The organism is uncultured Hymenobacter sp. (genome assembly GCF_964243305.1).
Classification (GTDB): Bacteria; Bacteroidota; Bacteroidia; order Cytophagales; family Hymenobacteraceae; genus Hymenobacter.
On record NZ_CAXTEF010000006.1, the window covers coordinates 76,289 to 88,768 of the forward strand.

At 62.4% G+C, this 12,480-nt stretch carries 14 protein-coding genes; 6 read left to right on the forward strand and 8 right to left on the reverse strand.

Annotated elements, in window-relative coordinates; all coding sequences use genetic code 11:
* Positions 1-144: 144 nt before the first annotated feature.
* The gene (locus ACFE70_RS05960) at positions 145-690 is read right to left on the reverse strand and encodes a DUF1599 domain-containing protein (protein WP_375416808.1); all 546 of its coding nucleotides are present in this window, start codon (positions 688-690) and stop codon (positions 145-147) included.
* Between the two features lie 137 nt (positions 691-827).
* Here ACFE70_RS05960 and folP point away from each other — a divergent pair, with 137 nt between their 5' ends.
* The 3 genes from folP (at position 828) to ACFE70_RS05975 (ending at position 3,201) form a co-directional block, all read left to right on the forward strand.
* Positions 828-1,697, forward strand: coding sequence for a dihydropteroate synthase (gene folP / locus ACFE70_RS05965; RefSeq protein WP_375416809.1), 870 nt, complete (start codon positions 828-830; stop codon positions 1,695-1,697).
* Between the two features lie 116 nt (positions 1,698-1,813).
* Complete coding sequence (gene cdaA / locus ACFE70_RS05970; protein ID WP_375416810.1) at positions 1,814-2,737, forward strand: diadenylate cyclase CdaA; 924 nt, start codon at positions 1,814-1,816, stop codon at positions 2,735-2,737.
* 101 nt (positions 2,738-2,838) lie between these two features.
* Positions 2,839-3,201, forward strand: coding sequence for a hypothetical protein (locus tag ACFE70_RS05975; RefSeq protein WP_375416811.1), 363 nt, complete (start codon positions 2,839-2,841; stop codon positions 3,199-3,201).
* A gap of 102 nt (positions 3,202-3,303) precedes the next feature.
* Here ACFE70_RS05975 and kbl read toward each other — a convergent pair whose 3' ends face one another.
* The 4 genes from kbl to ACFE70_RS05995 all read right to left on the reverse strand — a co-directional run bounded on the left by kbl (position 3,304) and on the right by ACFE70_RS05995 (position 6,860).
* Positions 3,304-4,557, reverse strand: coding sequence for a glycine C-acetyltransferase (gene kbl, locus ACFE70_RS05980; protein WP_375416812.1), 1,254 nt, complete (start codon positions 4,555-4,557; stop codon positions 3,304-3,306).
* Between the two features lie 16 nt (positions 4,558-4,573).
* Complete coding sequence (locus tag ACFE70_RS05985) at positions 4,574-5,212, reverse strand: hypothetical protein (protein WP_375416813.1); 639 nt, start codon at positions 5,210-5,212, stop codon at positions 4,574-4,576.
* A 12-nt stretch (positions 5,213-5,224) separates the two neighbouring features.
* The gene (locus ACFE70_RS05990; protein WP_375416814.1) at positions 5,225-6,346 is read right to left on the reverse strand and encodes a patatin-like phospholipase family protein; all 1,122 of its coding nucleotides are present in this window, start codon (positions 6,344-6,346) and stop codon (positions 5,225-5,227) included.
* Positions 6,347-6,422: 76 nt separating this feature from the next.
* Entirely contained in the window at positions 6,423-6,860 is a 438-nt protein-coding gene (locus ACFE70_RS05995) for a BLUF domain-containing protein (RefSeq protein WP_375416815.1), read from the reverse strand.
* 162 nt (positions 6,861-7,022) lie between these two features.
* Here ACFE70_RS05995 and ACFE70_RS06000 point away from each other — a divergent pair, with 162 nt between their 5' ends.
* Both ACFE70_RS06000 and ACFE70_RS06005 read left to right on the forward strand, forming a co-directional pair.
* Positions 7,023-8,027, forward strand: a complete 1,005-nt coding sequence (locus ACFE70_RS06000; RefSeq protein ID WP_375416816.1) for an NAD-dependent epimerase/dehydratase family protein — start codon at positions 7,023-7,025, stop codon at positions 8,025-8,027.
* Positions 8,028-8,162: 135 nt separating this feature from the next.
* The gene (locus ACFE70_RS06005) at positions 8,163-8,924 is read left to right on the forward strand and encodes a DUF3891 family protein (RefSeq protein ID WP_375416817.1); all 762 of its coding nucleotides are present in this window, start codon (positions 8,163-8,165) and stop codon (positions 8,922-8,924) included.
* Between the two features lie 57 nt (positions 8,925-8,981).
* Here ACFE70_RS06005 and ACFE70_RS06010 read toward each other — a convergent pair whose 3' ends face one another.
* Positions 8,982-9,803 carry a hypothetical protein gene (locus ACFE70_RS06010; RefSeq protein WP_375416818.1) on the reverse strand — a complete coding sequence of 274 codons (822 nt, stop codon included), beginning with the start codon at positions 9,801-9,803 and terminating at the stop codon, positions 8,982-8,984.
* Between the two features lie 217 nt (positions 9,804-10,020).
* Here ACFE70_RS06010 and ACFE70_RS06015 point away from each other — a divergent pair, with 217 nt between their 5' ends.
* Complete coding sequence (locus tag ACFE70_RS06015) at positions 10,021-10,986, forward strand: YihY/virulence factor BrkB family protein (protein ID WP_375416819.1); 966 nt, start codon at positions 10,021-10,023, stop codon at positions 10,984-10,986.
* Positions 10,987-11,085: 99 nt separating this feature from the next.
* Here the strand turns inward: ACFE70_RS06015 and ACFE70_RS06020 are convergent, their stop codons facing one another.
* A complete protein-coding gene (locus ACFE70_RS06020) occupies positions 11,086-11,652 on the reverse strand; it encodes a DUF3575 domain-containing protein (protein WP_375416820.1) in 567 nt (188 codons plus the stop codon).
* A gap of 118 nt (positions 11,653-11,770) precedes the next feature.
* Positions 11,771-12,373 carry a DUF3575 domain-containing protein gene (locus ACFE70_RS06025; RefSeq protein ID WP_375416821.1) on the reverse strand — a complete coding sequence of 201 codons (603 nt, stop codon included), beginning with the start codon at positions 12,371-12,373 and terminating at the stop codon, positions 11,771-11,773.
* Between the last annotated feature and the right edge of the window lie 107 nt (positions 12,374-12,480).

Below are 12,480 nucleotides of genomic sequence, written 5' to 3' on the forward strand. Positions count from 1 at the left end.
GGCAAAAAGGCGGTCAGGCTCCATCTGACGTTCGCTTGTCGAAGCATCTGGCGGGCAGCACTACCTCAATCGTTGCATAAGCAGATTACCTACGCGGTAGAGATGCTTCGCGGGGCTCAGCATGACCGCCTCTTGCCCACTTCCCTACCCCCCCTCCCCGCGCAAAATCAGGGCAAACACCGCGTAGTTGAGCATGTCGCGGTAGCCGCCTTCCACGCCCTCGCTCACTTGGGCGGCGCCGGGCCCCAGGTTTTCGAGCTGCTTGATGCGGTGCAGCTTCATTAAAATCAAATCCGTGATGCTCTCGACGCGCATCTGCCGCCAGGCCTCACCGTAGTCGTGGTTTTTGGCGAGCAGCAGGCGGCGGTTTTCGGCGGCTTCGTGGTCATAGGCAGCGGCCACGGCGTCGGCGCTCAGGTCCTGCGGAGTATTTGCCGGCAGGTGCAGCTGCATCAGGGCAATGAGGCAGTAGTTGATGATGGCCACGAACTCGTCGTTCACATCGTCGGCAATCTGCTGGTTGCCCACTTCCTGAATGGTGCGGATGCGGTTGGCCTTAATAAAGATTTGGTCCGTAACTGAGGGCAGGCGCAGGATGCGCCAGGCCGTGCCATAGTCGTGGGTTTTGGCCAGAAATAATTTTCGGCAGCGAGCCAGGAGCAGGTCGTAGTGGTCGGGAGTGCTGGGCAAGGGGGTAGAGATAACTTAATATTGTCATCCTGAGCGCAGCGAAGGACCTTATCATGCCCGCGCCGCAAGGGTTTATAAATTCTGATGTCGGCAGCCGTGATAAGGTGCTTCCTCCGTCAGCATGACAAAGTAACCTCATGTCTGCTCACCTATTCACCCATTCCCTGCTAAGCCCTCACGGCCGCCTGCTCGACCTGCGCCGGCCCGCCGTGATGGGCATTCTTAACCTGACACCAGATTCTTTTTTCGCCGGCTCGCGCATCAGTGCCGGCGCCGACGCCGACCTGCTGGGCCGCGCCGAAGCCATGCTGCGTGCCGGCGCGGCCGTGCTGGATTTGGGCGGCTACAGCACGCGGCCCGGCGCCGAAGACATCCCGGAAGATGAGGAAAAGCGCCGCCTGCTGCCCGCCCTCGAAGCCGTGCGCCTGAGCTTCCCGGAAGCCTTTCTCTCCGCCGACACCTTTCGCGCCGCCGTCGCAGCTGAGGCCGTGGCCACCGGCGCCGATATGATTAATGACATCGGCGGCGGCACCCTCGACGCGCAAATGTTCGCCCTCGTGGCCCGCCTACGGGTGCCCTACGTGCTGATGCACCTGCGCGGCACGCCCCAGACCATGACCCGCTTCACCGACTACGAGGCTGATTTGGTGCTGACGCTGCTGCGCTTTTTCCGCGACCAGCTCAGCCGGCTGCACGCCGCCGCCGGCCCGCCGGCCCAGGTGCTGCTCGACCCCGGCCTGGGCTTCGCCAAAACGCCCACCCAAAGCCACGCGCTGCTGCGCCGCCTGCCCGAACTGCAAGTCCTGGGCCTACCCCTGCTCGTGGGCCTCTCGCGTAAAAAGATGGTGTATGGCCCGCTGGGCCTGACGCCCGCCGAGGCCCTGCCCGGCACCATCGTCCTCAACACGCTGGCCCTGCAAGGTGGCGCCCGTCTGCTGCGCGTGCATGACGTGGCCGAGGCCCGGCAGACGATTGAGCTGTTTTTGAATATCTTTCCGAAAGCGTAGCCGCGCAAGCAGCCGCCGCGCCGGACCCGGCGGTGGCAAAGCAGCTTAAGTAAGAAAGCAGCCGTCTTTTCCGGCAGCATCCCCTACCCCCTTGTCGGCGGCCAAGCTGCTGGCAAATGGCCGTTCCCTGGCCGGCTGAGCCCGCTGTTCAGCCGGACTCAGCGGCCCGTTTGATTTTCCTACCCCCTCCGCGCCCCACGCCCATGCACGGCCCCTTCCCCATCAATTTTCTGCGCTTCGGCTGGATTGATGCGGCCGACGTGCTGCTGGTCACCGTCCTGCTGTATCAGCTTTATAAGCTGTTGCGCGGCTCGGTGGCCCTGAACGTGGCCGTGGGCCTGGGCTCGCTCTATTTGCTTTATCTGGTGGTGAAGGCCATCGGGCTGGAGCTGCTCACCACTATTCTGGGGCAGTTTATGAGCGTGGGCGTGCTGGCCAGCATCATCCTGTTTCAACAGGAAATCCGGCGGTTTCTGCTCACGCTGGGCAAGGCCACGGCGTTTGAGCGGGTGCGCAACTTCGCGCGGGGCCGCTCGGCGGCGGGCCCACAGCTCAACCTCGGTCCGTTCGTGGAGGCGGCCAAAAGCCTGGGCACCAAGTACACCGGCGCGCTCATCTGCTTCAGCCGCGCCTCCGACCTGACGCCCTACGCCGAAACCGGCGACCGCCTCGACGCCGAAGTCAGCAAGCGCCTGCTACTCACTATCTTCAACAAAACCTCGCCCCTGCACGACGGCGCCGTCATCATCACGGGGGGCCGCCTGCGAGCCGCCCGCTGCATCTTGCCCGTCAGCGAAAACCCCGACGTGCCCGCCGCCCTGGGTTTGCGCCACCGCGCTGCCCTAGGCCTGAGCGAAATCACCGACGCCGTGGTGCTGGTCGTGAGCGAAGAAACCGGCCAGATGAGCCTCGTGCAGGGCGGCGACATCTACCGCAACCTGGGTCAGCCGGAGCTGCGCGCCAAACTTAGCGAGCTGCTGGGTCTGGAAAGCACCCGCGCGGCTAGCTCGGCCGCCAGCGCCGAGCTGCCCGTCGGGTAGGGGGGAGGGATTTTGCCTGTTCCCTACCCCCCGCAACCCTGAAGCCCGGCGGCCGTTTAACCCAAACAGGTTAGCTTATCATTCCCACTGAATTTAGCATCATGAAAATCTCCGTTGACAAAGGCGAGGCCAAAGGCTTCCTGCCCGATGGCCGCCACACGGTCGAAATCACCGACATTGAAGAGGGCGTGAGCGAGCACCAGCAGGTGCCCTTCTTCGCCGCCCGCATGGAAAACGAGGACGGGTTCGTCTCGCAGCGCTTCTACAACTCGCCGGCCGGCCACCCCATCATCCTTCAGCTCTACTCCGCTGCCGGCATCAAGCCCGAAGAAGGCAAAGACCTCGACACCAAGCAGCTCATCGGCAAGCGCTTATCGGTGGAAGTCGGCGACCATTCCTACGCCGACCCGGCCAGCGGCAACGAGCGCAACATCCGGCAGGCCACGGGCTTCCGAGCGGCGTAAGAAGGGTTAAAAGTTAAAATCCCTACCCCCCTTGTTCGGCTCTAAGCCAAACGAAGGGGGTAGGGATTCTCGCTTTTAACTCTTAGCTTTTGACCGCTTTCCTCACGGCGTGTTCTCCACCACCTGCGGCGCGGCCGGCGTGGCCGCGGCGGCGGCCGTGTTCTTGAGCGTGCCCAACTCCTGCCCGACTTCGATGAACGCCTGAATGGCCTTGTCCAGGTGGGCGCGGGTGTGGGCGGCGGAGAGCTGCACCCGGATGCGGGCCTGGCCCTGCGGCACGACGGGGTAGTAGAAGCCGACCACGTAGATGCCTTTGGCCAGCATCTTGGCGGCGAACTCCTGGGCCAGCTTGGCGTCGTAGAGCATGACCGGCACAATGGGGTGCTCGCCAGGGCGGATGTCGAAGCCGGCGGCGGTCATCTGTTCCCGGAAGTACGTGGTGTTTTCTTCAAGCTGGTCGCGCAGGGCCGTGCTTTCGGTGAGCAGCTCCAGCACACGCAGGCTGGCGCCCACGATGGCCGGCGCCAGCGTATTAGAGAACAAATAGGGCCGGGAGCGTTGGCGCAGCAGGTCGATAATTTCCTTGCGCCCGCTGGTGAAGCCGCCCATCGCGCCGCCTAGGGCCTTGCCCAGCGTGCTGGTGATGATGTCGATGCGGCCGAGCACACCACGTAGCTCGTGGGTGCCGCGGCCGGTTTTGCCCAGAAAGCCGCTGCTGTGGCACTCATCGACCATCACCAGGGCCTGGTATTTATCGGCCAGGTCGCAGATTTTATCGAGCTGCGCGATGGTGCCGTCCATGCTGAACGAGCCGTCGGTGACGATGATGCGGTGGCGGCTGCCCTTGGCCGTGGCGGCTTGCAGCTGGGTTTCCAGGTCGCCCATGTCGTTGTGCTGGTAGCGGTAGCGCTGGGCCTTGCACAGGCGCACGCCGTCGATGATGCTGGCGTGGTTAAGCGCGTCGGAGATGATGGCGTCCTGCTCGTTGAAGAGCGGCTCGAACACGCCGCCGTTGGCGTCGAAGGCGGCGGCGTAGAGAATCGTATCCTCGGTGCCCAGGAACTCGGCCAGCTTGGCTTCCAGCTCTTTGTGAATATCCTGGGTGCCGCAGATAAAGCGCACCGAACTCAGACCGTAGCCGTGCGAGTCGATGGCGGCTTTGGCGGCCTCAATGACTTCGGGGTGCGAGCTGAGGCCCAGGTAGTTGTTAGCGCAGAAGTTCAGCACCTCCCCGGCTTCCGTGGTCTCGATTTCGGCGCCCTGGGGCGAAGTGATGATGCGCTCCTTTTTGAAAAGGCCGGCATCCTTAATTTCCTGAAGCTGCTGTTGAAGGTCGGGCTGGAGGGTGGCGTACACAGGTAGGAATTATGAGTTAAAAATTATGAGTTGAAGAGCCGCTATTAGGCAGCCAGCATATGCGGCAATTCACAGTTTTGCGCTGCGCTGCTGAGAATAGCTCAGCCGGGTTAGTCGAATAATAAAGCAGACATGTGATAATTATTTCAGTGCCGTTTTCTAGCGTGTACACATGGTACCCATATGCACTCCAGGGGATACGATGGTAATAATGAGAGGCATAGTGCACAATGCTCACAACCTCTGACGTGGCGAACGTTAACTGCCTGCCTTGGTTAGTGTACACCGCCCGCTGCTGTAGCTTATCTATTTCGAGTCGGGCGCCACGGTCGTGCCGCCAGTAGCTGAGATGCAGCCGGTTGACTATAAAAGCTATTGCCAGCCACGGTAGCGCGAGCAAAGAGAAACTAATTGCTAAGTTGAAGAGATTGCCTCGCGCCGCCAGTTTCGGCTGAAGCTCCGTGGCGGTTTCGTAAAGGGCGACGGTCGCAGCCGCATTGTATAGTAGCAAAAAAAAGAGCAGCGAAAGGTCCTCACGGCCAACTCGGTAAACAAATTCCACAACCGGCCTATCGTGTCTTTTTGCTTCCAAAAACAACCGGTAGGGCCAGGCCAGCAGAAGCAGCCCAAAGGGCAGCAGAATCAGAGCAATCATTTAGCAGCGGCGCTATTTTCTTTTGTCGTTTAGTTTCAAGAACGCCCGCACGCCCTCGCGCCCGCTGTCCATGAGCTGTTGCTTTTGCGCGTCGGAAACGCGCTTAATCTTGGGGCTGAAACCGAGGATGTTGATGCTCACCGTGCGGCGCCAGTCGGCGGGCTGCACGGGGTTGAGGTTTTCCAGGGCCACGGTGTAGAGCGCGCCGACGTAGGAGCTGAAATCCTGAATCTGATACGGGGCGAGCTGCTGCCGGCCGGCGGCGGCCGTGTCGAGCGGAATCTGCTCGGCGCGGTCGAGGCGCAGGCCCAGGGTTTCGGGGTTGAAGACCTTGCCCTGCACGAGGGGGGTAGGGATTGAGAGGCCGGCGCTGGTGGGCAGGTAGCGCGGGTAGTCGAACAAATCAATGGGGTAATTCGCCAGCAGGCCGCCATCGACCAGCACCTGCACGGGCTGGCCGGGTGCAGGCTTACCCGTGATGACGTGGTTTTGCGCGTCGAGCAGCACGGCCCGGAAGTAGAGCGGAATGCTCATGCTGATGCGCACGGCATCGGCCACGCGCAGGTCGGGGCTGGTTTCGTAGCTGAACACCTGCATGCGCTGCGTGGTGAGGTTGGTGCCCGTCACGTAGAGGTCGCGGAAGCGGCCGGCGGCACCCGGCGCGGGCCGCTGCTGGGCCAGAGCGTGCAGCTCGCCCAGCGTCAGGTCGGGGCGCTGCGTTTGGCGGCCGACCAGCTCGCTCAGGTACGTGGTGAGCTGGTCGCCCCGAAACCAACCGTACTGCTTCACGAGCCGGTGGCTGCCGCCGAAAAAGATAAACCGCCCGTCGTTGAGCCGCTGCACGGGCGTCGCGTTCACGACCGCGATAATCTCGTCGGGCGAGTAGCCCACGGCCAGCAGCGCCGCCTGAATCGCGCCGGCCGAGGTACCCCCGACCCGCTCGATTTTGGGCAGCACGCCCTGCCGCTCCAGCTCTTGCAGCGCGCCGCCGTAGGCAATGCCGCGAATGCCGCCGCCCTCCAGCACTAGGTTGCGGTAGGGCGAGGGGGGTAGGGATTGGGCGGAGGCCCGGTCGCCGCTCAGCGCCAGCAGCAGCCCCCAGATTAGATGTAGTAAAGCACTAAGCAGGCGCATCGGCCAAAGATACCGGCGCCGTAGCAATGACTTAGCGCTCGGCGCGACTACGTTTTTTCCTACCCCCCCTCCCGGCTCAGTGGTCCCGCGCCTGGCCCCGCGCGAAGTCGCGCAGCAGCTGGCCGAGCGCGGCGGGCGGATGGGTGGTGAGGCCCGGCGCGGCGGGCAGGGGGAGGAAACCCGTCACCCTGGCCAGCAGGTTTTCATCGGTGACGGCGAAGCCCATGCGCCAGTCGGGAAATGAGCGGGCGGCGATGGGCCCATACGCCAGCAGCCGCACCTCGCGGTGGCGCGGGTCGGCCTCGATGCGGGCGTACAGCTCGCTCAGGGCAGGCTCAACGCCTTCCAGCACCTGCAAAAACTGCCCTTGTCCGTAAAGCAGCAGCCCGCTCAGGCGCGCCTGCTGGTTGTAGGCGCGGGCATTGCGCAGCAGGGCGGTGAGCGAGGTATCCCGAAAATTGCCGCTGGCACGACTGGAGTAAACCAGGCTGAATAAGGGAACGGAAGCGGGCATAAAACGCGGGCGCGGTGGCCGGGGCCGAATTGATAGCAGACTCATACGCCAACCGCGCGGCGCCAGTTCCGCCGGGCTGCCGCGGGCTTACTGGCGGTATCTTTGCGGTGGGCTTCGGCCTGCCCGCCGAACCACTCCCGCCCCGCTTTTTTGCCTTCGCTTATGGATACCACCTCCGGCGACCCCGCTACTACCACCCCTACCCCCCCGCTGCCCGGCCCGGTGCTCGTCATTGGCGCCTGCGGCCAGCTTGGCCTGGAGCTGACGGCTGCCCTGCGCCAGCGCTACCGTCCCGAAAACGTGATTGCCGCCGATGTGCGCCCGCTTAAAAACATGGAACTGCTGGCCGGCGGCCCCTTCGAGCTGCTCGACGTACTCGATAAGCCCCGCCTCGAAGAGCTGGTGCAGCAGTACCGGCCGCGGCAAGTGTATCACCTGGCGGCCCTGCTCTCGGCCACGGCTGAGAAGGACCCGCTGTTTGCCTGGAAGCTGAACATGGACGGCCTGCTCAACGTGCTTAATGTGGCCGTGGCCGAGGGCGTCGGGCAGGTATACTGGCCCAGCTCAATTGCTGTGTTCGGGCCCGATACGCCCCGCCATGATACGCCGCAGCTCACGGTGATGAACCCCAACACGGTGTACGGCATCAGTAAGCTGGCCGGCGAGCAGTGGTGCGAGTGGTACCACCGCAAGCACGGCCTCGACGTGCGCAGCCTGCGCTACCCCGGCCTGATTGGCTACAAAAGCCTGCCCGGCGGCGGCACCACCGACTACGCCGTCGACATCTACCACAAAGCAGTGGCGGGAGAACATTTCACGTGCTTTCTGAAGGAAGACAGCGCCCTGCCCATGATGTACATGCCCGATGCGCTCACGGCCACGCTGGACCTGATGCACGCCCCGGCCGAAAGCATCAAGGTGCGCACCAGCTACAACCTGGGTGCCATGAGCTTCACGCCCGCCGACATCGCGGCCAGCATCCGGCAAGAGCTGCCCGGCTTCCAAATCAGCTACGCCCCCGACCAGCGCCAGGCCATTGCCGACTCCTGGCCCGCCAGCCTCGACGACTCGGCCGCCCGGCAGGACTGGGGCTGGCAGCCCCGGTTTGACCTCAATAAGATGACCCACGACATGCTGGTGCACCTGCGCGAGCTGCAACCAGCCTAAGTGACTGACTTACTGCGCTTATCCGGCAAAGCCCGGCCCCGCTTCACCCGCCTGAAGTGGGGCCGGGCTTTTTAAATTTTAAAACCCGCTTCGGGCGCTGGCAGTAAGTGCAATAGCTGTCTTCCTACCCCCCTCATGATTGTAAACCCTGCTCCTGCCGGCTGGCAAGTCATCTACCAGCAGGCCCACGCGCTGCTGGCGGCGCAGCTCATGTGGCAGTGGCCGCCGCTGGGCCCCCCGGACCGGTTTGTGGGGCTGCTGGCGGCCGTGGCGCAGCACGACGACGAGCAGGCCGCCTGGCACGGCCGCGGCGGCCACTACGGCCTGACGCCCGCGGGCGCCCCGGCCAACTTCACTCAGAAAGCGTTTTCGCTGGAGCAAGCGCAGAGTCTGCTGGCCGCCGCCCGCTTCCAGGGCCGCTGGCGCAGCCTGCTGACCAGTATGCACCTGAGCGTGCTCTACGAAAATCTGCGGGGGCAGAAAAAAGAAACTGACGCCTTCCTGGATGAGCTGCGAACGGGCCAGGAAACGTGGCGGCGTGGCCTGAAAATCAACCAGAAAGACGCTCAGCAGGCCTACGACCTGCTGCACTGGTGCGACCGGCTTTCGCTGATTTTGTGCCGCCAGGAAATCCCGGAGATGGGCCGGGCCGTGGAAATCTACCACGGCCCCGGTGGCACCATCACCCACACGCTCAGCCAGCCCGCCGCCGAGGGACCGCTGGCAGTCAGCCCGTGGCCGTTCCGCGAGGAAGCGTTTTCGGTGAGCGTGGAGGCCAGCGCGCTGAGTCAGTTGCAGTTCAAGGACGATGCTGAGCTGGCCGAGGCCCTGCGCGCGGCGCCCGTCGAGACGCTGCGCTGGGAGCTGCGCCGGGCGCCGGGCAAGCAAATCAGCTAAATCAGCTAGCCAGGAGCCCGGCGAACTCCCTACCCCCCTGCTCCGGCGCGAGCCCGGCTACTTGAGCTTGGCGACGGGGGTAGGGCTGCTCATCACGCCTGCGGGCAGGGTCTGCACCTGAGCGATGTCGTCGAGGCGGGCGGGCTTGGCGGCTTCGCCGCGGCCGGAGGCCAGCAGCAGGGCGCCGTGGCGGCGGTAGTCGTTCCAGCGGCGGCGGAAGGCGGGCTTGGCATCGCGGGCCTTCTCGAAGTAGGCCCACTCCTCCACGAGGCCGCTGGCCCGGCTCACCAGCACCTCGTAGCGGTTGTCGGGCGTCACGCCCACGTTCTTGAACGTCATCTGGAGTACGTCGGCGGGGGCGCCGCTCATGAGCTTGCCAGGCCCTTTATAGGTGAGCGTCACGCCCGTATCCTTGAGCTTGAAGGGCATCAGCAGCCACCACGAGTTGTTAATCCAGATGGGCGTGAGGTCACTGAGCAGCTTCCGGCCGGCCGGCGTGGCCGAAATGTCTTTGCCCCGGCTGAAGACGCGACCGCGCTTGGTTTGCAGGTTGTAGTTGGCCACCAGCGTGTCTTTCTGCCAGTGAAAGTCGCCGGTGTACTTGTCCCAAATCTGGTATTGCCCGCCGAAGAAGCCCCAGCCGAAGTAGCGGGCCTTTTTCCAGGCGTCGAAGCCACCCATCTGCTGCATCACCCGGTCGGCCAGGGCCACGGCGCGCGCATCGGAGCCCGCCGCGTCGAAGCCCGGCGCGGGGGGGTAGGACGCGGACAGGGCGGTTTTCGGGGCGGCGGGCGGGCTTTGAGCCGGGGCCGGCACGGCCAGCAGCAGGCCGGCACCAACGGCCAGCACGGCGCGCGCAAATCGGGAGAGAACAGGCATAGGACAGGGGCAAACAGGTTGGAGAACAGAAAAACCTGACCGCCGGCGGCGGTCGGTCAGCAAGATACAGCTAAGCGCGAAACGGCAGGAGGTAGTGATTAACGGTTAGCGACTGTTCAAAACTGACCGCTAACCGCTCCCCATTAACTACTGCCTGCTAACCCCACCGCGCCCGGCCCGTAGGTAGCGGCAGCCCCTACCCCCTCCCTTTCGCGTTATGACCCACTATAAATTCTCCGATATCCTGGCCATCTTCAAGTCCACGGCGACGGAGTTCACCGAAAACAACTCGTTTCGCCACGCGGCGGCCCTGAGCTACTACACCATTTTTTCGTTGCCGCCGCTGCTGCTCATCGTCATCACGGTGGCCAGCACGGCCTACGGCGCCGAGGCCGTGACGGGCCAGGTGTACGGGCAGCTCAAGGGCCTGGTCGGGGCCGACTCGGCCAAGTTCCTGCAGGACAGCATCGCCAGCTTCACCAAGCAGCAGAAGGGCGGCATCGCCACGGCCATTGGCCTGGCCACGCTCTTGTTCGCGGCCACCACGTTTTTCGTCACGCTTCAGGAGAGCATCAACGACATCTGGAACCTGAAGGTGAAGCCGCGCAACGGCGTCTGGCAGTTCGTGCAGGACCGGCTGCTCTCCTTCGGGCTGATTCTGAGCGTGGCGCTGCTGCTGCTGGTCTCGTTCGTGGTTAGCGCCGTGCTGAGCGTGTTCACCGGCTATCTGGAGCGCCTGCTGCCCGATGTGGGCGTAGTGGCCATCAAGGCGGTTGATGTGCTGCTTTCGCTCAGTATTACGACGCTGCTCTTCGCCCTGATTTACAAGTTCCTGCCCGACGCCATCATCCGCTGGCGCGACGTGCTGATTGGCGCCTTCATCACGGCGCTGCTCTTCATCATCGGCAAGTATCTGATTGCCTTCTACATCTCGCAGGCCGACCCCGGCTCGGCCTTCGGGGCGGCGGGCTCGGCCATCGTGCTCCTGCTGTGGGTCAACTACTCGTCGCTGATAATCTTCTTCGGTGCCGAGTTCACCCAGGAGTTTGCCGACGCCTTCGGCCAGAAGGTGCAGCCCAAGGCCCACGCTGTGCGCGTGAAGCTGGAGGAAGTAGCCCCCGGCGAATCCGCCCAGGAAGTGGCCACCGGCCGGCCCCGCAGCACGGGCCGCTGGCGCAAGTAAGCGAGCTGCTTAGAGCCCTAAAAAAGCTCCTTCGAAAAACCCGAAGGAGCTTTTTTAGGGCTCTGCTGGCACGAGGAGTGCCGGGCCGCGAAGCTTTTCTTAGAAGGCAAGCCCGAAGGTGACGCCGGTACGGATGCCGAAACCTATTCCCAGTAGAAAGTTATTGTCGCTGAAGTCTCTACGGGTGCCGTCGTTTTCCTCATACTTCAAGGAACCCGCACCATACGAAGGTCCCAAAAACGTATCCAGCGAAAAACGCTGCTTGAAAATCCATTGGCGGCCGATAAGAACGCCGCCCCCAAATGTGTTGAGAGAAGCCTCAGCCATTGGCGAGCCGGTGCCGTTATCACTCGTATCCATGAGCTTCAGATGGCGGTAGCGTAGGTAAGGCCCCACGTAAAAGCCCTCCAAAGCTTCTTTGCTGCTTGATAGGTAAAGTCGGTATTCTGGCGTAATGGCGAAGCCAGACAGGTCTGCGTCATCCGCGCTGGTCTTGGTAAAGGAGGCACCGAGTTGCAGGCTGCTGGATGCGCTCAGCTTGTGCTCAAAGAAAAACGAGCCGGTTTTAACAATGGGACTAAATATATTGACCTTGATAGCATTATCCTGCGCCTGAGCCGCCGTAGCGCCAGCCATCAGGATAGTAGCGAGAAGAATTTTCTTCATACAGAAAAAGGGAGAAAGGGAGGAAAAAGGATAATTTTATATAAAACTAAGTACAACAATCGAAAATCAACAATCAGACCATATCCGATTGTATTAAAAATGTTTAACTTAAATCTCCTCAAAATGCAAGGCCGAACGTAACTCCACCCCGGAAATCGTAATTTGTGCCCTCAAAATAGCTCACGAAATAGTCTTTGTCGATAGCCGCGTTGTCAGAAGAAATACTGGTGACGGTGTAGGCGGGCCCGGCAAAAATGTCGAGCGAAAACCGCTGCTTGAAAATCCAGTGCCGTCCTACAGTCACGCCCAGGCCAAAAGCGTTGAGGCTGGCTTCGTAGGGCTGACCGCTAGGCGCCCCGCCGCCCGAGTAATAACCATCGGCAAAGCCAGTTTGGCTCAGATACTGGTAGCGCACAAACGGCGCCACGTAGAAGCCTTCCGGTGCCGGGTGCTTTTCCGACAGGTAGAGCCGGTATTCGGGCGTGATGGCAAAGCCGGACGTTTTGCGGCCACTCTCATTGGTGAAGGAATCACCGTCTTCGCTGTAGCTAAAGGTGCCTGAGAGCCCAATTTGAAAGCTGCTGGTTTCGCTCAGTTTGTGCTCGAATGAAACCGCCAGCGTGTTGATGACGGGCTGAAAGATGTCCACTTTCAGCGCGTTAGTTTGGGCGTGAGCCGCACCAGTCAGCAGCATAGCGGGCAAGAGAAGAAGTTTCTTCATAAAATGAGGTGCTTAAATATTTAAAGACACGTATTACCACTTTAGTAAAGTGATAAAGCCTTTGGCACCCCCAGGAGCCTGCTGCCCGGCTAATGGTTGCATGAGCG